Genomic DNA, 22,970 nt, shown 5'->3' with positions numbered 1-22,970 from the left:
GTTTGTTTTGTTTTTCTCCCGACATAAGAGTTATATATTTTGTAAACCATGCACAAAACACAATGGTTAACAATAGATGTTTAATAAGAATGGTGGTCTTATGTTGAATGTGAATCATTTTCAGACCACAAACAGCAACAACATTAAGAAAATGGTCTTTGCCTCTCTTTTTGCGGCATTGATGGCTGTGGGTGCATATGTTGAGATTCCCATACCTGCAAGTCCGGTTCCTATTACATTGCAGACCTTTTTTGTATTACTGACAGGTGCTATATTAGGGGCCAGATGGGGTACGATCAGTGTTATTGTGTATCTACTTCTTGGAATTGCAGGTCTGCCAGTTTTCTCCGGTGGTAGTTCAGGTCTGGGTATGATATTCGGACCAACAGGTGGATTCCTCATTGGATTCATGTTCGGTGCTTTCATTATAGGTTATCTGTCAGACCGTTTTGGAACGAAAAATATAGGTTTAAATATCGCTATTATGCTTGCAGGTCTTTCCGTAATTTATGTTTTCGGAATACTCCAGCTTATGAACGTTGCAGACCTTAGTCTTACGCAGGCACTTGTGCTTGGAATGATTCCCTATCTTCCCGGTGCAGTTCTAAAATTGATTGCTGCTGCAGTAATCTCTTCCAGATATTCACTAAACCAAGAATGATTAAAATTAAAAACCTGAGTTACCAGTATCCTGATGGCAGTTCTGCCCTCGATTCTATAACTCTGAACATCCGCAAAGGTGAATTTGTAGCCATTGCCGGAAAGAATGGTTGTGGTAAATCAACCCTGTTACGACACATTAACGGGCTTCTCCCGCCTACCGAAGGCTCCGTAATCGTAAAAAGGATGGATACTTCTGATCCAATAAATCTTCAGGAAATACGCAGAACAGCTGCAATGGTATTTCAGGACCCACAATCCCAATTCATCGGGATGACAGTTGAAGATGACGTTGCATTTGGTCCGGAGAATCTGAGTCTTCCGTCTGCTGAGATCAAAAGGCGAGTATCCACAGCACTTGAGTCAGTTGGCATGTCTGGGTACAGGTATAACACCCCCAGAACTCTCAGTGGTGGCCAGAAACAGAAAGTTGCTCTGGCTTCAGTTCTTACAATGGAACCTGAGGTCATACTTTTCGATGAGGTAACTTCCATGCTGGATTCAAATTCCAGAGTGGACATACTTTCCTTGATCCGGCAGTTGCACGAAGCAGGAACCACTATTGTTTATGTTACACATCTGATCGAAGAACTTGTACACGCAGACAGACTTGTGCTAATGGAAAAGGGTTGCATTATCCAGAATGGGAATCCCAGGGAAATTATCAGCAAGATAAGTTCCGGTAGTTTTGGTTTTGATGCACCTCCCATAATTGAATTATCAAAAAAGCTTGTAGGTGCCGGAATAATCAAATCCTCCTTTTTGCCTTTATCTAAAGATGAACTTCTGGAGGCAATATGTCGATTGAAGTGAAGGACCTGAGTTTTTTCTATAACAAAGGAACATCCCTTGAAAAAAAAGCTCTTGATAAAGTAAGTTTCTCCATAGTAAAAGGTGAATTCGTTCTAATTACAGGAGAAGTAGGTTCCGGGAAATCAACTCTGATCAGGCATTTGAATGGATTATTGAAACCTCACTCCGGTTCTGTAAAAGTAAGTGGAATTAATTCGACAAATAGGGAACTGCGGTCAAAAATCGGTCTGTTGATGCAGTATCCACAAAGGCAGCTTTTTGGGAAAACCGTCTTTGAAGATGTGGCTTTTGGACCTTCAAATTTCGGTCTGAAAGATGATGAACTTAAAGAACGTGTAAATGAATCTTTACTCCTTGCAGGCCTCTGTCGTGATATTGCAGATATTTCGCCATTCTCACTTAGCGGAGGGCAAATGCGCCTTGTAGCTCTTGCAGGTGTTCTCTCCATGAGGCCTGAATACCTTATTCTGGATGAGCCGACATCAGGTCTTGATCCTGAAAACAAAGCTTCTCTTTTCTCAACCCTGAAAAAGCTTCAGACCACAGGAATATCAGTTATCATAGTATCACATCAGATAGATGATTTCCTGCCATTCGCTAATAAAGTACTCTTTCTAAAGAACGGCTGTGTTGATTTTATCGGTAGTCCGGAGGAATATTTACAATCAGTATCATCTCCTATTCCTGAGCTTACTTCCCTGATGAAAGAATTACAGAATTGTGGCTTTGAAGTTGCCAGTGATATCTACTCTGTGGAAGATGCTTTCAACGAGATTACCAGAGTACTTGGCTCAAAAGAGGTGTATAAGGATGAATGACCTTTTCCTTTCTTTTGTGCCTGGCAAATCTTTCCTTCACAGACTTGACCCACGGACAAAGGTATTAGGACTCATGGCGGTCAGTTTTTGTATTCTCAAAGTTTCATCCTTTGAAATAATGGCATTGATGGCTATTATTTTTGCAATACTTGTAATTGCATGCCACCTTCCTTTCCTCCATTTCGTAAGGTCTGTACGGCCAATGCTTCCTTTTTTTACATTCATATTCCTTATGCAGTTGCTATTCACAGAAGGCACCCATTTATTTGACTTTGGCTTGCTGAAAGGTACTTACGAAGGTTTTCTCCTTGGCAGCATACTTGCATTGAGATTTATTTTCCTGATCCTCTTTGCTGCTCTTATCACAGCTACCACCTCACCTTCAGGGATCACTTCCGGTATTGAACGACTTCTCAGACCATTGCCATTAAAGTATCTGGGAATATCCTCGCATGACCTTGCAATGATGATGTCATTGTCACTTTACTTCGTGCCAATGCTGTTTGATAGTTTCAGGGATCTCAGGGACGCGCAAATCTCACGTGGGCTGGATATTAGAAAAGAACCTGTAAAAGCTATCATGTCTCTGACCGTTCCTCTTGTGAGAATGGCTCTCAGGTCAGTTGATGAAGTTGCTCTTGCAATGGAGAGCCGCTGTTATACTGGTGAAGGACGCAGTTCTATGTATGTACTGGAATTCAGGTCGTTGGATTATGCTTTACTTGTTTTTTATTGTGTGCTGCTGTTTTTGCTTTATATTTGATGAAAGGTAAAGCAAGGGTCATATTGATATATGAACATATGTTCATATGTTTATGGATGATTCAGAACATATTTGTGCAGATTCAACATGCCTCGGTGACAGAGTCAGGCATCTCCCTTCAGAAGATTCCATCTATTCCATGTGCAGGATATTTAATGCACTCCAGTGCACAACCCGCCTGAAGATACTTTTTTTGCTGTTGCAGGGTGACCTTTGTGTAAAAGCAATTGAGGATGCTCTGGGACTCACCCAGTCTGCAATATCCCATAGTCTGAAAAACCTGAGGCAGCTTGACCTTGTAAGAGTCAGAAAAGAAGGTCGGTTTGCTGTCTATTATATTGCTGATCAGCATGTTGAATTACTGATGTCCATGTGTCGGGAACATGTGGAGGAGGTCAAATAATGACACTTATCGATGCAATTCCATCTATCATTATAGGGATTCTGGCAGAGTCATGGAATTTGTTTGAAGAGGCAGCTCCATATCTTTTCCTTGGATTTGCAGTTGCAGGACTGTTGCATGCACTTGTTCCAGATGAGAAAATTCTCAAATACCTGGGTAAATCCGCAGGCAAGTTCAGATCAGCATTTAATGCTTCACTTATAGGCATTCCATTGCCGCTTTGTTCTTGTGGTGTTGTCCCGGCTGCACTTTCACTAAAGAACAGGGGTGCAACAAAAGGTGCCACTCTTTCTTTTCTTATATCTACTCCGGAGACCGGTGTGGATTCAATTGCCATCACATATGCTCTCCTCGATCCCATAATGACTGTTTTCCGTCCCATTGCCAGTATGACAACGGCTTTATTCACGGGAATTGCAGAAAATATCATTGGTGAGAAGAGGGATTCAAAGAAGTCTTTACTCTCATCTGATAACGGTTCAATTGCTCTGATGCAGGCTCCGACGTGTAGTAATTCATCATGCTCATGTCATTCAGGTTCTGTACCAGATGAGAATGCTTCCGTTCTGACCAAAATAAAAAAAGCCTTACGTTATTCATTTGTAGAACTTCTCGGTGATATATCGGGTTGGCTGATGGTAGGTATTCTGATAGCCGGAATAATCTCCTATGTAATACCGGATGAACTAATAGGCGATTATCTTGGGGGAGGTGTTTTCTCCATGATACTTATGCTTGTAATAGGAATTCCTCTTTATATTTGTGCAACAGCTTCAACTCCACTTGCTGCTGCTCTGGTATCAAAGGGAATGAGTCCGGGTACTGCGTTTGTATTCCTGCTGGCTGGTCCCGCAACAAATGCAGCTACTATCACCATGGTAACAAGGTTTCTGGGAAAAAGAAGCGCAGCACTATATCTTACAATGATAGCAGTGTGTTCACTGGCTTTTGGATTGCTGCTTGACACGATTTATTTCAGACTGGGCATTGAAGCTTCGTCTATCGTAGGAAATGCAAGTGAGGTACTGAACCCATGGATAAAAACAGCGTTTGCACTCATTCTGATTCCGTTCATAGTTCATGGTATCTATAAACAAAGAAAATTGAAGAAAGGCAGGAATTCATCTTCTTCGGTGTAATTCCTTTGAGAGGACTTCTGTCATTTTCTCTTTGAACCCATCTACTACTACGTCAGCTTGTTCGTTAAAGTTCTGCTTAGTATGTTCAGCTTTAATATCGTCGAAATTTTCCGGCTCTAAATCATCCTGGGTAGGAATTGCCACTATCTTTCCCAGACAGTCACCGTTTTTGATCTTGCCGTTCTCCCACGAAAAATCTTTTTTATTTTTCATGATTCTCTTCCCGGGCGTGAAACAACAAATATCAACAATTTGCTATATAATTTCTAACCAGAATAATATGCGTCTTAAAAGTATATACGGCTTTTGAACGGTGGAATCCTAAATCAGACCTCTAATGTCCTCTTATTCATGTTTTTGCTCTTTTCCGATAAGCACTTCCGTTGACTTGATTATTGCAAAGACACTATCTCCCTCTTTAATATCAAGTCTTTCTACAGCTTCGGAAGTTATAATGGATGTAAGTGCAGATGGTTCGATTTCCAGTTTGACTTTGGCAACAAGGCCGTCTTTTTCAACGCCTGTGACCTTTGCAGGTATCTTATTGCGGGCTGAGATAGCAAGGCCTAGTTTTTCCCAGGAACCTTCGTCTTCCATTGCATTGTTTATGAATTTCTTGTTCATCTCATATTCCTTAATGAGTCTGCGTCCTTCATCAGTGAGAAAAGTTCCCTGGCTCTTTCCGCCCCTGACAGTTGTAACTACATCCTTCCCCAGTCTTTCACTCATCTTATTGAGAACATTCCATGCATGTTTGTAGGATATATCCATCTTCATACATGCTTTGCGAAGTGATTTTTCCTCATCAATGGCTTTGAGAAGTTCTACTTTTCCACCGCCTATAATTGGTTTTCCATCTTCTGCAAGCCAGACTTTTGTTTTTGCTTCCATTATTATCTCCCGGATATTATTTGAGATCAGATTCATCAAAGATGAACAGTTCATCTATTGTTGTCTCAAGAGTTATTGCTACTTTATATGCAAGTTTTAGGGAGGGATTATATTTCCCTTTTTCCAGAAAACCGATGGTTTCCCTTCGCACACCAACTTTGTTTGCAAGGTCTTCCTGGGTCATGTCATATCTGGCCCGAAGTTCCTTGATCCTTGTTCTCATCTTATCATCCTGCATTTTTGGATTTATTCTATGTCTCCTTTCCTGAAGAGGTACCATTGGATTCCTTTTGCTGACACTATCATTGAGAACATGAGTATTGCCAGCATTCCTTTGACTGTCATCTGTGCTATTCCTGTTGCTTCTACCCAGAATAGAATGGATATCAGAATGAATGTCAGCATCCATGAGTATGATAGTCCGTAGGCTCCTATCTTTACAGTCCTTTCATCCTTGAAAGGTCCTTTCTGTGCTCTTTTAAATCTCAGGTAGATGACAAAAAACAATATGGAACCTGTATTGAGAAGGCTAATTCCTGTCATGATGTTCTCTTCATAATAACCGATGATGAATATTCCTGCTATCATGAGGATAATCGCCAGCGTGTACCCAATTTGTCTGAATTTTTCCAGTTTATCCATAAATATCACCATATGTAATTCTAACATTATGTTAGATATTATTCTTATTATGCGATCTATATCTAACATCCGCTATTTATAATCATGCTTTATATGAACTCCCGGAAAATTACTTATTCAGGAATTCACCCATATGTGTAAGCAGCAAATGCAGTTCGAAGGTGGAGACAATGAAAGTCAGTGTGATCTTTTACAGTTTGTACGGACACAACTACAAAATGGCTCAGGCAGTTGCCGAAGGTGCCAGGGAAGTTAAAGGTGCTGATGTCGGACTTTTCCAAGTCCAGGAAACTTTCACTCCTGAGATTCTTGAAAAAATGGGAGCCACAGAATCCAAAAAGAGCTTTGAGCATATCCCTGTTGCAACAGTTGATAATCTCACAGAAGCAGATGCTATTATCTTTGGAACTCCAACAAGGTTTGGGATGATGGCTGCACAGATGCGTGCTTTTCTTGACAGGACAGGAGGCATCTGGTCAAAAGGTCTGCTTATAGGAAAAGTAGGCAGTGTTTTTACGTCCAGCAGCACACAACATGGTGGTCAGGAATCTACCATACTGAGTTTCCATACAACGCTGCTGCATCATGGAATGGTTATAGTGGGCGTTCCGTATTCTGAAAAAAGGCAGTCAACACTTGATGAAATTACAGGCGGTAGTCCCTACGGTGCTTCTACAATTGCTGGCAGTGGTCCTGATACAAGACATCCAAGCGAGAATGAGCTGGGAATTGCGAGGTTCCAGGGCAGGCATGTTGCTGAGATTACGAAGAAGATGGTTGGTGAATAATATTGGCATGTTTACAGTTCATGTAATTTTCAAACAACATTCAAACAATTGTATTTATTGTACTTCTTATTTGTAAAAGTTTATATTGATACAAGTGTTTAATATATCCTATGAAAGAAATAAAGATCAAGTATATTTTGGCTCTATCGGTTCTATTTTCATTGGTGCTGGTGGGTCTGGTCTATGCCGGTGGTTTCCTGAATGATTCCAGCAAGGAGGAAGCCAGTGATAACCCTTACTATACCTTTGGAGGATATGGGGAACTTTTTATTTCAGATAATGGGTCGGATGGGCTTATTAGAGGGTCAAACCCTGAAATAGAGGCACTTAGCTATGAATATCTAAGTGAGAATTCGGATGTGATTCTCATAGGCACGGTAAAAGAGATTCTTCCAGGCAAATGGAATACTGTAGATGGGAAGAGACCACATGATTCCATTGACGACTTCGAGTGGTATGATATGATCTATACTGATATTGTGATTACTGCTGATGAATACTTAAAAAATCCATTGCCGGAAGATGAGGTCATTGTTCGGGTTTTTACAGGAACAGTTGGTAATGATGTCAGTACTGCTGATTATGAAGCTTCATTTCAGAAGGGTGAAAAGGTTTTTCTTTATCTGATAGAGGATGAGTGGGAGTACACAAGGAACCTTGGTCCGGACCACTATTTTACTCTTGGCTCGATTCAAGGCAAATTGACGTTAACTGATGATGGAAATGCCATGGGTGTACATGGAAATATAAGTCAGAATGAATTAGTTGAAATGATTTAATCTTCATAAATCAATTTATCTATATTTCTTTCTTTATCTGTTTTTAGTTGGATATTTGGCCATAATTTTTATTACATATCTCATTTATTTGTATATTCTCAAAAAATATCCTGTGTTATATGTTTCAGTATTCATTCGATTGCAGAATGGGCTTTAGTTTTATATTCTAAAAGGCAGGCTGGTTATGAGTACATTGAAAAAAATGCTATTTTTGTTCCTCGTTATTTTCCTCATTTCATCAATCGATTATGTAATTCCAGTTGAAGTGGAAGGCATTGTCGAATCCAAATCTATTAATGGCAGGATGAGTGGAAATATTGGTGAAGGGGTTTTAGAAAATCGGGAGTTTTTTCCTGATGAACTACAGATAGAAGTAGAAAATGAAGATTTCAATCAATTCTTTACTCCAGAAGACAGGAATGCATATGTTAATGATTCAATGAAAGAACTTCTGGAAAGGAAATATGTCAGTGTTGATTACTATGTTGCTGTAAGGCTAATCTCTGATGATCCTGCAAATGATGTGTCTGAAGGCGAAACTTTCACATATTTTACCAGTCTTGATGACTTTAATAAAGTGAAAATTGGTGACAAAGTCAGGTACAAAGTAGCACGGTATCGATTTGCCAGAATTGACAAGATTACTGTTCTGTAGATTAAAAAAGTAATAGCTCTGTTTTTATGGCTTTGTAGAAAACCTATGGAAATTTTTAGTATATGATATTGTGGACTATTAGAGTTTCATCTAATTTTCAAAATCCATAGGCGCAACAACACATAACTTCAAACATCTTCGAAGTTTAAGCAAAGTATATACAGTTCTATTCCTAAATCTTCCAGTAAGAATCAATATTACATAATAATCAGGCAGGAGTGGTTACATGAACTTTACAGGAAAAAATAAAGGATCATTAATTCTATTGGTATCGCTGGCGACAATTTTTGCAGCCCTGATATCGGGTTGTATAGGAAATAATACAGATTCTGTTCTTCCGTCAAATATTGCAGGGCCATGTGGTGGTCAGGTATCATCTATGGGTGATGAGTTCTTCATACTTGCACCACAAACCCTTTTCTCAGGCGGTGAAAGCTCTGTGACAATGGCAGCTTTTTCTGATAACCGATCAGTGGAACGCTGTGTGGAATATACGCTTACAGACGAAAATGACAATGAGATAACTCTTGTCCAGGCGTCTACATCCGAATCAGGAAATGTTGTAGCTACCTTTGAAGTGCCTGATGTTGAAGAGGGGACATATGTACTTTCAGCAAAGCCTTCAGGTGTTGATACTGAATTCACAGCAACAGTGGATGTTGTAAAGAACAATCCATTGTTCATCGAAACTGACAAACCCATCTACAAACCCGGTCAGACAATACACGGCAGGGTAGTTTCCCTGAATAACAATCTTGTTCCTGTGGAACAGAATGTAACGATAGAAATTACGGATGCAAAAGGCATCAAGGTATTCAAGGAAGAACTTCGCTCAAACGAATACGGTGTAATTTCTTTTGACCTTCCACTCGCATCCGAACTTAACCTTGGAACATGGAAAATAATAGCATCGTCAGGAAGCTCCAGTTCTAATGTTGACATTCAGGTTGACAAATATGTGCTTCCAAAGTTTGATGTTTCACTTGAAACCCCACAGGAATGGTTCCTTGTTTCAGATGAAATAACAGGCACAGTTTCAGCCAATTATTTCTTTGGAAAAGAAGTGGATGGGGATGTACTTGTGGAAGCTTCCCGCTATGTTGGTGAGTGGGAACAATACGCAACCTTCTCAGGCAAACTTGAGAACGGAAGCATTGAGTTTGAACTTCCTGCCGTGGAATATGCAACAGGGACTTATGGGGCAGGAGGACAGGCAAGTCTCATGCTCAATGTTACAGTCACAGACACTGGAAACCACAGTGAGTCCACAAATAAACTTTTGACTATCACCGAGTCGTCAATCGTCCTCCAGTTAATCCCGGAATCAAGCACTATCAAACCCGGAATGCCATTGCAGGTACTTCTGGTTACAAAGGACCCGACAGGGGAGCCTATTGATGCTGATGTTTCAGTTGAGACACGACTCAGGAACGAGTCCTATGAGGATACACATGAACAGTATAATCTGAGCACTGAGAACGGGATTGCAATGCTTGAGCTTGATATTCCTTACAATAGTACCAACCTGTACATAAGTGCATACATTGATGCTACTAATGCATGGGCAAGTGAGTCATTAAATGCTGCTTACTCTCCTAGTGCCAGTTTCATACACATCACCCAGGTAAGTGATGGAGTGCCAGAAGTTGGTGACGCAATTTCGTTCCATGTGTATTCCACAAATCCCGGAACTGTGTTCTATGATGTGTTTGCCAACGGAAGAACCGTTTATTCAGCAACAAGCGATGAAGCTGATATCAGCATTCCAGTGACACCACAGATGAGCCCACAGGCAAAGGTTGTTGCTTACATGATAAACCCCAACAGCGAGGTGTCAGTGGATGTGCTTCCGTTTGATGTGGAATTCTCTACTCAGGTCGATCTTTCAAGTTTATTCAGCAGCGAATCGGCTGAACCGGGGGACAATGTTACAATTGATTTCGATGCTGGCAGCAGGTCAATGATTGGATTCTCTATAGTTGATGAATCAGTCTATGCTCTCAGTGAAGGCAGGCTCAATCTTAAACAGGTATTTGATGAGCTGGAAAAGCGTTTCATGGAACCACAGGCAGAATCTCATCCCTCATGGTACTCGGAAGGTGCTTATGATACCCTTTACAACGAAGGTATGGTAGTAATGGCATCGCCGGGAATTGATGTTCCACGCTCAGATGAATACGATAGTGCTGCTGTATTTGATGGAAGAGAGGTCGCTTTTGATGCTGTAAATTTTGCAGGTTTCATGATGGACGTTGAAGACGAAATGGTTGAAGAGATGCCTGCAATGGGGATGGAGACAATTCCTACTGAAGAAGGAGGACTTGATAAATCAATGGCAGATGGAGGCGACCTTGCAGAAGTGCAGCGTGTGCGTCAGTTCTTCCCTGAGACATGGGTGTGGATGCCTGAACTTCTAACCGATGATGATGGTCTTGCACGTGTTGACCTGAATGCACCTGACAGCATCACCACCTGGAGGTTACATGCAGTTTCAACCGGTTCGGAGGGAATTGGTATTTCAGAGTCCAGTCTGACTGTATTCCAGGATTTCTTTGTTGACCCTGACCTGCCGTATTCTGTGACAAGGGGCGAGGAATTCCCTGTGCAGGTACAGGTCTATAATTATCTTGATACCGAGCAGGATGTCAAACTCACGCTTAGTAACGCTGATTGGTTCAGGATAATAGGTGACGATATCCAGACTGTTACTGTGGATGGAAATGGTGTGGGATATGCCAGCTTCACTATAAGTCCAACAAAAGTTGGAAAACAGATTGTTGAAATAACAGGCCAGACAACAGAAAGAGCCGATGCTGTCAGAAAGGATATCATTGTTGAGGCTGAGGGTGCAACCCGTGAGATAGTTGACAATGGAGTGCTGAGCAACGGTTCTGTGGAGCTTGATGCAACACTGCCAGCAGACATTGTTCCTGATTCTGAAAAGGTGCTTGTTAGTTTTACTCCAAGCATTGTTGCGCAGAGTATTAGCGGAGTGGATGATTTGCTTGGTATGCCATATGGATGCGGTGAGCAGAACATGATGCTATTCTCCACTGACGTTGAGGTATTGCGATACCTGAAAGCAACCGGACAGGATAATCCGGAGGTTCGTGCAAAGGCTGAGATGTACATCATCACGGGCTACCAGCGTGAACTGACATACCGTCACAGTGATGGCTCATTCTCAGCATTCGGTGAGAGCGATGAAAGTGGTAGTCTCTGGCTTACTTCATTTGTGCTTTCCCAGTTCAGTGGTGCAAGGGATGTCACCACCATTGATGAGGATATACTTTCCGATGCTGCAGACTGGATAGAATTCTACCAGCAGGAAGATGGTTCATGGGAGCAGGTCGGTTTTGTTATTCATCAGGACATGATGGGAGGTTTGAGTGGTACCTATGCACTAACAGCCTACACAACCCTTGCACTTGGGGAGTACGGTTCTGCAAACCCTGTTGTTATGGCAAAAGCCCAGCAATATCTTGAAGATAACCTTGCAAGCCAGGACGATCCTTATGCACTTGCTATCGGAACTCTTGCGTTGCAGAAACTTAACAGTTCTATGGCAGATGAAGCTCTTACTGAGCTGCTGGCAATCTCTAAGCAGGATGATGACGGCATGTACTGGGGATATGGTGACGGTGATATCAAACTTCCATACGAGTATGGTGGTTATGGTTTCATAGCTCCTTCAAGTAAGAATGTGGAAACGACTGCATACGCCACCCTTGCACTTATCGAGGCAAAGAATCCTTCAGCAACACCAGCATTGAAATGGATTGCTGCACAGCGTAATTCCAATGGCGGATTCTCAAGTACTCAGGATACTGTCATGGCTTTCAGGGCTTTGATGAGTGCAGCAGCATCTGCCGGAAGGGATATTGATGCAACAGTTCATGTGATTGCTGATGGAACAGAGGTCAAATCCGTTGAAGTGAATCAGCAGAACTTTGATGTTGTCCAGATAATTGAGATTCCGGATGGAACTTCAAAGGTGGAACTTGAAATGGAAGGTACAGGCGACCTGAACTATCAGCTTGTAAGGCGTTTCAATGTGATTCTTCCTGATGTCATTGAGCAAAATGAGATTGAGCTTGATGTTGAATATGATTCAACTGATGTTTCAGTTAACGATGTCGTGACAGTTAACGCTCACATCAAGTACAACGGAATCACCGGCATCGATGGCACTACAAGTTCAAGTGGTATGGTGATAGTTGACCTTGCGGTTCCGACTGGTTTCAGTCCTGTAACTTCAACCCTCGAAGCAACAAAAGCATCAGAGGATAAGATAACCCGATACGAGATTGCCGGAAGGAAAGTAATCTTCTATATCGATGACATGCAGGCTGACGAAGAACTGAACTTCAGTATGCAGGTTCAGGCTCTCTTCCCGGTGAAGGCAGTTGTGTCAGAGAGCAAGGCTTACTCGTATTATAATCCGGAGGTTGTGGCTGAAGTAAAGGGAATGAACGTGACTGTAGTTTGATAGGAGAAAGGAAGGGATGCTTTCTCTTCCTTTAGTTATTTTATTCAATCTGCTATCCAACACTAATTGTAGTTTCTGAATTAATTTTATTAGATATGGTAATATCAACTGGAAATTCATAGTAACCCGTGGTGAAATTTGTATTACTAAATAAACTCTGACCCGTGTCAGAAAAAATCACATTAAATATGAACAACCCAATTATTTGTTGACCAAGATGAAATTCGATCGGATACCAATTGGAAAATTTTCCCTGATGACGCACTTGACACAGAAAGCTCTTCGTATATATGACAAAAAAGGTCTTCTTGTGCCCGAGGCAAAGGATGCATTCACAAATTACCGTTGCTACACCTATGATCAGATAGAAAGAGGAGTAAAGATACGTACTCTTTCCTGGATGGGATTCTCCCTTGATGAGATTGCTACGTTGCTGGATGCAGAGGAAAAAAGTGACAGTGCCACCATCAGTGTACTTATGCAGAAAAGATGTGCACACACTGAGAAGGAAATCCTCAGACTGCAGAAAGTACAACAGGTCTTGCTCAGACAAAAAGACACATTGGAGTTGTATAGTATGTCAGTATCAGAACCAGCGATTAAAGAAGTCCCACAGATGCGTGTATTAAGTAAAAAAGAGATTGGAAGCTATGAAGTGACAATAGGGAAACTCATAGAAGACCTATTCGGGTTCATAGAATCACGAAATAATCTCCGAAATAATCTTAAGATGACTGGACCCTGTATGTTCATCTGTCATGATGAGGAATACAAGGAAACAGGAGCAAATATTGAAGTTGTTCTTCCAGTATCAGGTAGCATTTCCACCGATAACTTTGAAGTTGAACTGGTAACATTACCGGCCGCTACTGTTGTATCGGTTATCCATAAGGGACCCTATGAGGAAGTGGGTGTAGCATATACCCGTCTTTTTGAATACATCAAAAATAATGATCTTAAGGCTGCAGGTCCTTCCAGGTCATTATATTTAAACGATCCGAATGAAGTTTGTGAAGAAGAGTTCCTGACTGAGGTACAGATTCCTGTAAAACCATTGTAATATTTTTGCAGGAAATAGTTCCGAAAGATTAAGTATTTATTTCAGTCAAATTAACATCTTCTCTTAAAGGGGATTTCAAATGAACAAATACTTGAAAATGTTCCTTTACGGACTGCTTGTGTGGCTAATTCCTTTTATCATATCCTTTGCATTCGTTGATAAGCAGGGCAATTTCACGATTGGTGAGACATTCTTTAAATCTATTATGGTAGTTACCGGTGCTCTTGTGGGCGTTGTTCTTGCAGTGAGGTATTTCAGGGATGTTGAAACAAATTACGTGAACGAGGGCATATTTCTCGGCTTGTTCTGGCTTGCAATCAATCTTGCACTGGACCTTTTAATGGTGTACGGAGGATTTTTCCAGATGGGAATTATGGAATACTTTACCGATATCGGAATGCGCTATTTTGCCATGCCGATTTATACGATAGGAATGGGTTATGCTCTGATGCAACAGCGCATATGAGTTCAATTGAAATAATCTCATCCTAGCAGCCATTTCAGGCTTTCTATTCCGTAATAGGATACAATTGTGACAATCACAGTCCAGATTAAAATACTCAGAGTAATCCACATTGTCACCATACATTTCTTTGATTTGAAACTAAGGGCAACAAATGTGGCAAAATGTGTGCCTACGGTTAGCGGAGATATTAAAGCAAGTCCTGGCAAACCATATCGTTTCCAGATATGGAGTGCTTTCTTTTTTCTTTTTGAAGGCGGTTTTTTGTCCTCACCCGATTTGCGTTTATCAAATATAGAGGTCAGGTAATGATAGGCTGAAATCAAAAAATAAACTGTTGTCAGGTTCCCTGTGAACGCAAGTATGGAAACTGCCAGAGGATTTAATCCGAGGGCTATTCCTGCCGGGATTACAACAAGAATTTCTATCCACGGTGTAGCTGCCAGTAGAAATACCAGTGAATAGGCAAAAAATCCTTCAGCATTGTACAAAGACTCAATCCCAAACATCAATCTTAATTAATTTCATAGTACCTTATACTTTCGCACGATGTGTGACATACTGTAATTTTGTATTTTTCATCACATTTATCTGGCATAAAGGCCATCACCTTTTCATGTCCGTTCAGTACCATAATGTAGTTCCCGGGGGACGTTCTTTTCAGGAATACGTTGACATTTTCAGTCTTTCAGACGAAGACCTGAATAAATCAATTCTGGGTTGTGGTGATGGTCCTGCCAGTTTTAATTGTGAAATGAACAGGATGGGGAAATCGGTTGTTTCAGTTGATCCTATATATGAGCTGGACAGGGAAATGATTCAAAAAAGGATTGATGAAACCTATTTAGAAGTGCTGGAGCAGACAAGGGCAAACAAGGACAAATTCATCTGGAAAAACATATCCTCAGTTGAAGAACTGGGTGAAATTCGCATGAGTTCCATGAGCCAGTTCCTTGATGATTTTGAGAAAGGTAAAATACAGGGGAGATATATTGCGGGCGGGCTGCCGGAGTTACCTTTTGCAGATAATTCTTTTGATCTGGCACTTGTATCGCATCTGCTATTTTTGTATTCGGAGCAGCTATCATTTGATTTTCATGTTCAGGCAATTGATGAGCTTTTGAGGGTTGCCAGTGAAGTGAGGATATTTCCACTGGTGGACCTGAATTCAAGGAAATCCATACATCTGGATGAAATCATAGGGTTGTTAGTTTCAAAGGGTTATGTTGTCAGTGAGGAAAAAGTGAATTATGAATTCCAGAAAGGTGGGGACACTATGTTGAAAATAATGCATGTTTAATTTCCGTGTATAATTTCATCCCTTCTTCAATGCAAAAACAAAAATACTAACAGCCAGATAATTTGGGGCACGAATTTGGTGTGAATCATCATGAGTAAAGTAACCCCTGCCATGCAACAGTATTATGCAGCCAAGGAAGAGCATAAGGACGCCCTCATATTCTTCAGGATGGGGGATTTTTACGAATCATTTGGAGAAGACGCAAAGACAATTGCAAAGGAACTTGAGATTACCCTGACAACCAGGGGGAAGGATAAGGATGGGGAAAAGATGCCACTGGCCGGTATCCCCTATCATGCAATAGATAATTATCTTCCTCGACTGATTAAAAAAGGATACAAGGTTGCCATATGTGAGCAGCTTGAAGACCCGAAACAGGCCAAAGGTGTTGTGAAAAGAGGAGTGGTGAGGGTTGTAACTCCGGGCACAGCGATGGATTCCTCTATGTTCTCGGATTCCTCTAATAATTATCTCGTGGCTTTGTATGGTGATAAAGGTGAATTTGGCCTGTCTTTTCTGGATATTTCAACAGGAGAATTCCTTGCAACCCAGCTTACCGATGAGCAGCCATATGATCGCATCATAAGTGAGCTTGCACGCATGGGGCCGTCTGAGTGCATCATGCCACCATCCCTGCTAAAAGAAACTCATCTCAAAGAGAGAATAAAAGACCTGAGGATAATTATTCATGAGGTTGATGAGGATTCCTTTGATCACAAAATTGCTGAAAAAGTTCTCCTTGACCACTTTAAAGTAACTACTTTAGAGGGTATGGGTTGCAGTGAACTTCTGGCGGCAGTTTCGTCTGCCGGTGCAGCATTGCGTTATGCAACAGACACCCAGATGAGAGAACTCTCACAGGTACAAACGCTAAAGACTTATTTTGATTCCGAGTTCATGGTTCTGGATGCCATTACCCTGAGGAACCTGGAAATTGTCAGGAATGTCAGAGGTGAGGGAAACGATGCATCTCTTATCGGTGTACTTGATGAAACAAAAACCCCGATGGGCAGAAGGCAGTTACAGAAATGGCTGCTGAAACCACTAATTTCTGTGGATGCTATCAATGATAGGCTGGATGCTGTTTCATGGCTTCACGATAATACACTTGTAAGATTCGATATCCGTGCTCATCTTTCCTATGTAAAGGACATGGAACGTCTTGTTGGAAGGGTCATGTATGGTAATTCCAATGCAAGAGACCTTGTCTCCCTTAAAAAATCACTTGAATCCGTTCCTCTTTTGCTTGATTCTCTCCAGGGATGCAAAGACATAGAATTGCTTGAGAGCACTTCATCAAAGCTTTCATCATTTGCAGAACTGGATGAGCTTGCAAAACTCATAGACAGCGCAATCGTGGAGGAACCTCCTCTTAGTGTCAGGGATGGAGGGATGATTAAACCCGGTTACAATGAGCAGCTTGATGAGCTGTTCGACCTTTCGAAGAACGGTAAACAATGGATTGCGAAGTTCCAGCAGAAAGAACGTGATAGGACCGGGATAAAGTCCCTGAAAGTAGGCTACAACAAGGTTTTCGGCTACTATCTTGAAATTACAAAGGCCAACATCTCACAGGTTCCAGACGATTATATCAGGAAGCAGACCATGACCAATGCTGAGAGGTTCTATACTCCTGAACTGAAGGAACGTGAGAGTGCCATACTCTCGGCTGATGAAAAAATGGTGGCTCTGGAATACGAACTTCTCAGTGAGCTAAATACTATTGTAGCTTCACATTCCAGACAGTTGCAGGAAACTGCTGCTCTTATTGGTACACTGGATGTGCTTGCAAACCTTGCTGAAGTTGCAGCAAATAACAATTATGTCAGGCCTGCAATAACACCTGACTGCAGGTTGCTTATCAGGGATGGAAGGCATCCTGTGGTTGAAAATACAGTTCCCGGTGGATTTGTTTCCAACGACACTGAGATGGACTGCAGTGAGAACCAGTTCCAGCTTATCACTGGACCTAACATGGCAGGTAAATCCACCTATATGAGACAGATTGCTATGATCGTTATCATGGCGCAGTCCGGTTCTTTTGTACCTGTATTATATGCTTCTATTGGAATTGTGGACAGGGTTTTTACAAGAGTAGGTGCTTTTGATGATCTTGCAAGTGGCCAGAGTACTTTTATGGTGGAAATGGTTGAACTTGCCAACATCCTGAACAATGCGACACCTAAGAGCCTTGTACTGCTGGATGAGATTGGCAGGGGTACAAGCACTTACGATGGTTACAGCATCGCAAAGGCAGTTGTTGAGTATATCCACAACAAAGGCCGTGTTGGTGTCAGGTCACTTTTCGCCACGCACTACCATCAGCTTACCGAAGTTGCAGCCAGTCTTAAAAGGGTTAAGAATTACCACATTGCTGTGAAAGAAGATGGCGATGACCTTGTCTTCCTGCGTAAGATCGTTCCGGGTGCAACAGACAGGAGCTATGGTATCCATGTTGCAAGGATAGCTGGTGTGCCTCATGCAGTCACTTCGAGGGCAAAGGAAATTCTCGAGGATATTGAGGACGAGTGCATGCTGAGTGAAGAGGACCGCAAGGGTAGTAAAAAGAAACAGCACAGCAGTGCCAAATATACTCAGGTTATTCTGTTCGATCAGGAAGCAACTTACACTGAAACAACTCCTGATCCCCTCATTGAGGAACTGAAAAAAATAGATGTAAATTCCATGACACCGCTTGAGGCACTGAACAAGCTGCATGAAATAAAAAGTAAACTTGCATAGTGCGGAGTTTACGCATTTTTAATTTTTGTCTTAATTCTTTGTTGTATTATTCCGTTCAGCTCTTTGAACCTATTCCCTGTTTCTGCAATACCATCCATGCAATAAACGTGAGAACCCCACATACTAATGTGATTGTTCCAAGTATCTGCAGGCGTTCCATCACATCCAGGGACACCAGCCACATTCCTACTGCTCCCAGAGAGAAATATGTGAAAATCAGCAGAGATGAGGCAGCTCCTGCATCTTTGTGTACCTGTTCAAGTACTAGGTGGTTGCTTGGTGGCCTGCTGATGCCTATGGAATATGTGACTAAAGCCATTGGAAGAGCAAAAGCCAGGGGTGAGTAATTTCCAATTGTCAGAATAATGGCTGCTCCGACTACAAGTCCCACAAATCCTCCTGTCATCAGATGTTTCGGTTTTATTCTGTCGCCGAGTTTCAGGAATGACATGGAGCCTGTCATGAGTGCCAGGGCGTTAAATGCAAAGAAGTAGCTGTAAGTCTGTTCACTCATTCCGAACCCGTTGATGTAAATGTCTGATGAGCCGGCAATGAAACTGTACATTGGTAAAAGGCTAAGTGACATAACAAGAACCATGATAATATATATCCTGTTATGCAGCAGGTTCACGTAGGAATGCAGTACCTTTGATACAGGTGCGTTTGACGTTTCTTTCAGGGTTTCCGGTGTTCTGATGACACCAAGAAGTCCGAGAACTCCCATTGCTCCCTGAGCAATGAATATCCAGTGCCATTTGAGGTATGCAAGTATCCATCCGCCGACCACCGGGGCGAACATCGGTGCGAGTGCCATTATAACAGAAATGTATGCAAGAATTCTTTGTCGTTCATTTCCTGAAAAGAGATCCTTTGTCATTGCCATGGACAGGGAACTACTGGCAGCAGCTCCGGCGGCCTGCAGTATGCGGAAGGCTATCAGTGCAGTTGCACTGGAGGCCATGGCACAGAGTATGCTGGCAATTATGTAAATTATGATTCCGGCCATCAAAGGCTTCTTGCGTCCGTACCTATCTGATATTGGTCCGTAGAAAAGCAGTGAGAATCCATAGGTGACAAAGAAACCTATAAGAATAAGGTTAACAACTGACAGGGGCTCATCCCATAAAACTGCCAGGGACGGAATGGCAGGCAGTATCATATCAGTTGAAAACGCCGGAAAGGCGGTCAAAAGAGCTAGTAACGGTACTATGTTTTTTATTTTTTCAGAATTGTTCATAATGAACCTTCTAACTTAATGTCGGCTCTTACAATGCGTGAATATATATAATCGTATGGGCGATAATAATCATTTATTTTCATATTCTTTGCAGGTTTTTAATCAGTAGTTGAAACTTGCAATGCAAACACAAAAATACTAACAACAAGATATTTTTGCCGTGATGGGTTGGATTATGGAATATACTTGCCGTGGACAGGAAGTGGAAAATGACTGAGAAATCGTGTGATCTTAAAGGTTCCCGAATAAAATTACTGGATGAGTCCACCATCAACAAAATAGCAGCAGGAGAAGTGATTGAGCGTCCTGCCTCAGTGGTCAAGGAGCTTATTGAAAACTCAATTGATGCTCATGCAACCGATGTTCGAGTGGAAATAGGGGGGTATGGCACGAAAAGCATCCTTGTTGTAGACAATGGTACAGGAATGAGTCATACAGATGCTTCAATGGCTTTCAAGAAACACGCTACAAGTAAGATTGGCAGAATAGAGGACCTTGATAATATTCTCACAATGGGATTCAGGGGCGAGGCTCTTGCTTCCATTGCTTCTGTTGCACGTGTGGAACTGGTCACCCGTCAGGAAGGGGAAATTGAGGGTACCAAGGTAGTGGTTGACACCAGCGGAATCAAGAACATAACCTCTACCGGTGCATCAGTGGGAACCAGTATTCTTGTAAATGACCTATTTTACAGCACTCCTGCACGCAGAAAATACCTCAAAAGTGCCAGAACTGAACTTGCACATATTGTAGATGTCGTGTCACGAAACTCCCTGTCACATCCCGATGTTTCATTTACTCTGGTTATAGATGGAAAAGTTAACCTGCGTTCTCCCTCGTCTGTAAAAATGCTTGACAGCATAGTGCATTTGTATGGTGCTGATGTTGCACGTTCCCTTGTTCCACTGGAATACGAATCCGACCTCCTGACAATCTCAGGATATGTATCAAAGCCGGAGTTCACCAGGAGTGGAAAGGATTTCCAGGTATTTTTCATAAACGGCAGACCTATTCACTCAAACCAGCTTAGCAATGCTGTGAGGCTTGGTTATTACACCCTGCTTCCAAAAGGACGTTATCCTGCAGCTTTCCTTAATTTCATAATCAACCCTGTGAACGTTGATGTGAATGTGCACCCTGCAAAACGTGAGGTCAGGCTTAGTCATGAAAAAGAAATTGGTGTCATGATTATATCTGCTGTAGAGAAAGCACTTGCAAAGGATTCTCTTGTACCTGAAGTTCAATTGGACAAAAAAGATGTTCCTGTTCAGTCACGTTTGAATATTTCAGGAGCTAAACCAAGTTCATCTTTTTCAAGTACTCCATCTGACAGATCAGTAGCATATGATTCAGTAGAACCCAGAAAGCCGGCAGAATTTTCAGTTTCTTCTGCACAAGTTACGTCCACTTCATCAAAAACACCTGTCTCATCTTATGATTATCAAAGTGTTGAGCCCTCTCGTACTGGGGAAATAGTTTCTCAAAAGCCGAACGATGATTTAGAAAGTTCTTCTCCAATTATAATTTCTGATGAAGAAACGGTTGAAAAGCCAAAAACAAGTGTTGTCAAAGAGGAAAATGAACCATACCATTATCCTGCTAAAGACACTCAACGCCGCCTGAAAAGAAGTGAGCGGCTTCAAATGAATGTAAGTTCTGAAGGGCCGGAGGAATTAGAGGAGCTGAACGCTTCATTTAATCCATCAGGAGTGAAGGTATTCGGTCAGTATGCTGATCTTTACATAATTACGGAGATGGATGGGAAGCTTGTGCTTATTGATCAGCATGCAGCGCATGAGCGTATCATGTATGAGCAGGTGCTGAGAATGCAGGATATGGGATGGCAGGAACTCATCACTCCGATTACTCTTGACCTGAGCCAGAAAGAGATAGCAATCATTGGGGATTTTATTCCACAGCTTGAGGAAATGGGTTTCTCTATATCTGAGTTTGGTCCAAAGACATATGTTGTTACTACGGTTCCAAGCATTTTCGGTAAGCTTGAGGATACTGATGTGATACATGATATAATCTCGGACCTTCTTTCAGTTGGCAGGGTCAAGGAAGATACGGAACGTTATGATCTTCTGTGCAGTACCATGGCATGTCGTGCAGCTATCAAGGCAGGTGCGGTATGCAATACTAAACAAATGGAAGAACTTATACGCCAGCTCATGAACTGTAATAATCCTTACACGTGTCCGCACGGCCGACCTACTATGATTTCTTTTACGAAGGATGAACTGGCCAAGCTCTTCAAAAGGACTGGATAGAGTCGGTAGATTTTAAAAGTATTACTTACAATTGACCTGAGATGATTGACCCGGTAAACAAATCCAGGATTCCAGACGAATGGCTGGATCGTTCTAAAATGCCACGTGAAGAGCTTGAAGAGGGTATAAAGAACGGAACTCTTGTGGTTCTGAGCGATGGTTCTGTATTAAAGAGAGGATATACTACCGGAACCACTGCAGCAATGGCTGCAAAGGCAGCTGTTCTTTCCCTGGGCGGTGATGTAAACCATATTTCAGTTCCAACGTCTGTTGGACTCAGGGCAGAGATGGATGTCACAGGAAGCAAGGGACATGCTGTTGCAGTGAAGATGAATAACGATCACGAATCTGATATTACAAGGGGCCTTGAATTCGTTGCCGATGCCAGGGAAGCTGAAGGTATTAGTGTCTATGCAGGCGAAGGGATTGGAATTGTTACCCGCAGCGGCTTGGAATCCAGGAAAGGCCATCCTGCGATTAATCCTGGTCCCATGAAGCAAATCAAAGAATCCATTAAGGAAGCTGTGGATGAGCTTGGACTTAAGGGTGCTGAAGTAACTATCTATCTTCCAAGAGGTAAGGAAATTGCGAAGCAGACCCTGAACAGCCGTATTGGTATTGTTGATGGAATTTCCATTCTAGGAAGTACAGGATTTGTGGAACCATGGAATGATCACCTGGGTGAGATGAAAGGTGATCTCATAAGACACTCTGACAAAGTGGTGCTCACCACAGGCAGAGTTGGCATTCGTTACTCAACCATGCTTTTCCCGGATCACACTGTTGTGCTTGCAGGAAGCCGTATATCCGAGGCTCTTGATTCAGCACATGGTGATGTGGTTATCTGTGGATTGCCGGGACTTGTGTTGAAATGGGGCAATCCTGATATGCTTAAAGAAAGCGGCTTTGCTACTGTTGTTGAGATGATAGAACTTGACCCTGAGAATGAGCGTCTTAAGCAGGCATTTAATATGGCTGTGGAAAAAGGCAAAGGTGCCCGTATTGTCGTTGTTGACAGGGACGGTACCGTGTTAATGGACAGCGGGGAATAATTA

General features: G+C 42.0%; 22 protein-coding genes. 16 read left to right on the top strand and 6 right to left on the bottom strand.

What is annotated here, in order from left to right:
- Window positions 1–76: 76 nt before the first annotated feature.
- The 6 genes from FKV42_RS04690 to FKV42_RS04665 are packed head-to-tail and all read left to right on the top strand — an operon-like array spanning window position 77 to window position 4,596.
- Complete coding sequence (locus FKV42_RS04690) at window positions 77–661, top strand: biotin transporter BioY (RefSeq protein WP_230375496.1); 585 nt, start codon at window positions 77–79, stop codon at window positions 659–661.
- Window positions 658–1,473, top strand: a complete 816-nt coding sequence (locus tag FKV42_RS04685; protein WP_154809085.1) for an energy-coupling factor transporter ATPase — start codon at window positions 658–660, stop codon at window positions 1,471–1,473. The genes FKV42_RS04690 and FKV42_RS04685 overlap by 4 nt, the downstream gene beginning before the upstream one ends.
- Window positions 1,458–2,291 carry an ATP-binding cassette domain-containing protein gene (locus tag FKV42_RS04680; protein ID WP_154809084.1) on the top strand — a complete coding sequence of 278 codons (834 nt, stop codon included), beginning with the start codon at window positions 1,458–1,460 and terminating at the stop codon, window positions 2,289–2,291. The genes FKV42_RS04685 and FKV42_RS04680 overlap by 16 nt, the downstream gene beginning before the upstream one ends.
- Window positions 2,284–3,054 carry an energy-coupling factor transporter transmembrane component T family protein gene (locus FKV42_RS04675; protein ID WP_196214048.1) on the top strand — a complete coding sequence of 257 codons (771 nt, stop codon included), beginning with the start codon at window positions 2,284–2,286 and terminating at the stop codon, window positions 3,052–3,054. The genes FKV42_RS04680 and FKV42_RS04675 overlap by 8 nt, the downstream gene beginning before the upstream one ends.
- Window positions 3,055–3,106: 52 nt before the next feature.
- Window positions 3,107–3,457 carry an ArsR/SmtB family transcription factor gene (locus FKV42_RS04670; protein WP_154809082.1) on the top strand — a complete coding sequence of 117 codons (351 nt, stop codon included), beginning with the start codon at window positions 3,107–3,109 and terminating at the stop codon, window positions 3,455–3,457.
- Complete coding sequence (locus FKV42_RS04665; protein WP_154809081.1) at window positions 3,457–4,596, top strand: SO_0444 family Cu/Zn efflux transporter; 1,140 nt, start codon at window positions 3,457–3,459, stop codon at window positions 4,594–4,596. The genes FKV42_RS04670 and FKV42_RS04665 overlap by 1 nt, the downstream gene beginning before the upstream one ends.
- On the opposite strand, the gene FKV42_RS04660 is transcribed toward FKV42_RS04665, so the two are convergent.
- The 4 genes from FKV42_RS04660 to FKV42_RS04645 all read right to left on the bottom strand — a co-directional run bounded on the left by FKV42_RS04660 (window position 4,579) and on the right by FKV42_RS04645 (window position 6,129).
- On the bottom strand, window positions 4,579–4,809 hold the full coding sequence (locus FKV42_RS04660) for a hypothetical protein (RefSeq protein ID WP_154809080.1): 231 nt from the start codon (window positions 4,807–4,809) through the stop codon (window positions 4,579–4,581). The genes FKV42_RS04665 and FKV42_RS04660 overlap by 18 nt on opposite strands.
- 132 nt (window positions 4,810–4,941) lie before the next feature.
- Window positions 4,942–5,487, bottom strand: a complete 546-nt coding sequence (locus tag FKV42_RS04655; RefSeq protein WP_154809079.1) for a molybdenum-dependent transcriptional regulator — start codon at window positions 5,485–5,487, stop codon at window positions 4,942–4,944.
- Between the two features lie 16 nt (window positions 5,488–5,503).
- Window positions 5,504–5,710 (bottom strand): helix-turn-helix transcriptional regulator, encoded by a 207-nt coding sequence (locus tag FKV42_RS04650; RefSeq protein ID WP_091708569.1) that lies wholly within the window; start codon window positions 5,708–5,710, stop codon window positions 5,504–5,506.
- A 23-nt stretch (window positions 5,711–5,733) separates the two neighbouring features.
- Window positions 5,734–6,129 carry a hypothetical protein gene (locus tag FKV42_RS04645; RefSeq protein ID WP_154809078.1) on the bottom strand — a complete coding sequence of 132 codons (396 nt, stop codon included), beginning with the start codon at window positions 6,127–6,129 and terminating at the stop codon, window positions 5,734–5,736.
- A 170-nt stretch (window positions 6,130–6,299) separates the two neighbouring features.
- Here FKV42_RS04645 and wrbA point away from each other — a divergent pair, with 170 nt between their 5' ends.
- From wrbA to FKV42_RS04615, 6 genes are all read left to right on the top strand, one after another.
- Window positions 6,300–6,917, top strand: coding sequence for an NAD(P)H:quinone oxidoreductase (wrbA, locus tag FKV42_RS04640; RefSeq protein WP_154809077.1), 618 nt, complete (start codon window positions 6,300–6,302; stop codon window positions 6,915–6,917).
- A gap of 110 nt (window positions 6,918–7,027) precedes the next feature.
- A complete protein-coding gene (locus tag FKV42_RS04635; protein WP_230375495.1) occupies window positions 7,028–7,696 on the top strand; it encodes a hypothetical protein in 669 nt (222 codons plus the stop codon).
- Window positions 7,697–7,880: 184 nt separating this feature from the next.
- Window positions 7,881–8,351, top strand: a complete 471-nt coding sequence (locus FKV42_RS04630; RefSeq protein ID WP_154809076.1) for a hypothetical protein — start codon at window positions 7,881–7,883, stop codon at window positions 8,349–8,351.
- 226 nt (window positions 8,352–8,577) lie between these two features.
- Entirely contained in the window at window positions 8,578–12,840 is a 4,263-nt protein-coding gene (locus tag FKV42_RS04625) for an alpha-2-macroglobulin family protein (protein ID WP_154809075.1), read from the top strand.
- Window positions 12,841–13,057: 217 nt separating this feature from the next.
- Window positions 13,058–13,900 (top strand): MerR family transcriptional regulator, encoded by an 843-nt coding sequence (locus FKV42_RS04620; protein ID WP_154809074.1) that lies wholly within the window; start codon window positions 13,058–13,060, stop codon window positions 13,898–13,900.
- Between the two features lie 79 nt (window positions 13,901–13,979).
- Entirely contained in the window at window positions 13,980–14,366 is a 387-nt protein-coding gene (locus FKV42_RS04615) for a hypothetical protein (RefSeq protein WP_154809073.1), read from the top strand.
- 17 nt (window positions 14,367–14,383) lie between these two features.
- Here the strand turns inward: FKV42_RS04615 and FKV42_RS04610 are convergent, their stop codons facing one another.
- Entirely contained in the window at window positions 14,384–14,872 is a 489-nt protein-coding gene (locus FKV42_RS04610) for a small multi-drug export protein (RefSeq protein ID WP_154809072.1), read from the bottom strand.
- Between the two features lie 107 nt (window positions 14,873–14,979).
- Between FKV42_RS04610 and FKV42_RS04605 the strand changes: the two genes are divergently transcribed.
- Both FKV42_RS04605 and mutS read left to right on the top strand, forming a co-directional pair.
- The gene (locus FKV42_RS04605) at window positions 14,980–15,663 is read left to right on the top strand and encodes a class I SAM-dependent methyltransferase (protein WP_154809071.1); all 684 of its coding nucleotides are present in this window, start codon (window positions 14,980–14,982) and stop codon (window positions 15,661–15,663) included.
- A gap of 87 nt (window positions 15,664–15,750) precedes the next feature.
- Window positions 15,751–18,405, top strand: coding sequence for a DNA mismatch repair protein MutS (mutS, locus tag FKV42_RS04600; RefSeq protein ID WP_154809070.1), 2,655 nt, complete (start codon window positions 15,751–15,753; stop codon window positions 18,403–18,405).
- A gap of 55 nt (window positions 18,406–18,460) precedes the next feature.
- Here the strand turns inward: mutS and FKV42_RS04595 are convergent, their stop codons facing one another.
- Window positions 18,461–19,642: a multidrug effflux MFS transporter gene (locus FKV42_RS04595; RefSeq protein WP_154809069.1), complete on the bottom strand. Its 1,182-nt coding sequence runs from the start codon at window positions 19,640–19,642 to the stop codon at window positions 18,461–18,463.
- Between the two features lie 209 nt (window positions 19,643–19,851).
- Between FKV42_RS04595 and mutL the strand changes: the two genes are divergently transcribed.
- On the top strand, window positions 19,852–21,915 hold the full coding sequence (mutL, locus tag FKV42_RS04590; protein ID WP_154809068.1) for a DNA mismatch repair endonuclease MutL: 2,064 nt from the start codon (window positions 19,852–19,854) through the stop codon (window positions 21,913–21,915).
- A gap of 41 nt (window positions 21,916–21,956) precedes the next feature.
- On the top strand, window positions 21,957–22,967 hold the full coding sequence (locus tag FKV42_RS04585; RefSeq protein WP_154809067.1) for a cobalt-precorrin-5B (C(1))-methyltransferase: 1,011 nt from the start codon (window positions 21,957–21,959) through the stop codon (window positions 22,965–22,967).
- The last annotated feature ends 3 nt before the right edge of the window (window positions 22,968–22,970 follow it).

It is taken from the genome of Methanolobus vulcani, from assembly GCF_006546655.1.
GTDB lineage: Archaea > Halobacteriota > Methanosarcinia > Methanosarcinales > Methanosarcinaceae > Methanolobus > Methanolobus vulcani_A.
This window is presented reverse-complemented; position numbering and strand designations above follow the sequence as displayed.

Excerpts from the sequence above, each read along its gene's own strand:
- FKV42_RS04690 (WP_230375496.1), top strand. The coding sequence starts at position 77 with ATGTTTAATAAGAATGGTGGTCTTATGTTGAATGTGAATCATTTTCAG.
- FKV42_RS04685 (WP_154809085.1), top strand. The coding sequence starts at position 658 with ATGATTAAAATTAAAAACCTGAGTTACCAGTATCCTGATGGCAGTTCT.
- FKV42_RS04680 (WP_154809084.1), top strand. The coding sequence starts at position 1,458 with ATGTCGATTGAAGTGAAGGACCTGAGTTTTTTCTATAACAAAGGAACA.
- FKV42_RS04675 (WP_196214048.1), top strand. The coding sequence starts at position 2,284 with ATGAATGACCTTTTCCTTTCTTTTGTGCCTGGCAAATCTTTCCTTCAC.
- FKV42_RS04670 (WP_154809082.1), top strand. The coding sequence starts at position 3,107 with ATGGATGATTCAGAACATATTTGTGCAGATTCAACATGCCTCGGTGAC.
- FKV42_RS04665 (WP_154809081.1), top strand. The coding sequence starts at position 3,457 with ATGACACTTATCGATGCAATTCCATCTATCATTATAGGGATTCTGGCA.
- FKV42_RS04660 (WP_154809080.1), bottom strand. The coding sequence starts at position 4,809 with ATGAAAAATAAAAAAGATTTTTCGTGGGAGAACGGCAAGATCAAAAAC.
- FKV42_RS04655 (WP_154809079.1), bottom strand. The coding sequence starts at position 5,487 with ATGGAAGCAAAAACAAAAGTCTGGCTTGCAGAAGATGGAAAACCAATT.
- FKV42_RS04650 (WP_091708569.1), bottom strand. The coding sequence starts at position 5,710 with ATGAGAACAAGGATCAAGGAACTTCGGGCCAGATATGACATGACCCAG.
- FKV42_RS04645 (WP_154809078.1), bottom strand. The coding sequence starts at position 6,129 with ATGGATAAACTGGAAAAATTCAGACAAATTGGGTACACGCTGGCGATT.
- wrbA (WP_154809077.1), top strand. The coding sequence starts at position 6,300 with ATGAAAGTCAGTGTGATCTTTTACAGTTTGTACGGACACAACTACAAA.
- FKV42_RS04635 (WP_230375495.1), top strand. The coding sequence starts at position 7,028 with ATGAAAGAAATAAAGATCAAGTATATTTTGGCTCTATCGGTTCTATTT.
- FKV42_RS04630 (WP_154809076.1), top strand. The coding sequence starts at position 7,881 with ATGAGTACATTGAAAAAAATGCTATTTTTGTTCCTCGTTATTTTCCTC.
- FKV42_RS04625 (WP_154809075.1), top strand. The coding sequence starts at position 8,578 with ATGAACTTTACAGGAAAAAATAAAGGATCATTAATTCTATTGGTATCG.
- FKV42_RS04620 (WP_154809074.1), top strand. The coding sequence starts at position 13,058 with ATGAAATTCGATCGGATACCAATTGGAAAATTTTCCCTGATGACGCAC.
- FKV42_RS04615 (WP_154809073.1), top strand. The coding sequence starts at position 13,980 with ATGAACAAATACTTGAAAATGTTCCTTTACGGACTGCTTGTGTGGCTA.
- FKV42_RS04610 (WP_154809072.1), bottom strand. The coding sequence starts at position 14,872 with ATGTTTGGGATTGAGTCTTTGTACAATGCTGAAGGATTTTTTGCCTAT.
- FKV42_RS04605 (WP_154809071.1), top strand. The coding sequence starts at position 14,980 with ATGTCCGTTCAGTACCATAATGTAGTTCCCGGGGGACGTTCTTTTCAG.
- FKV42_RS04595 (WP_154809069.1), bottom strand. The coding sequence starts at position 19,642 with ATGAACAATTCTGAAAAAATAAAAAACATAGTACCGTTACTAGCTCTT.
- mutL (WP_154809068.1), top strand. The coding sequence starts at position 19,852 with ATGACTGAGAAATCGTGTGATCTTAAAGGTTCCCGAATAAAATTACTG.
- FKV42_RS04585 (WP_154809067.1), top strand. The coding sequence starts at position 21,957 with ATGATTGACCCGGTAAACAAATCCAGGATTCCAGACGAATGGCTGGAT.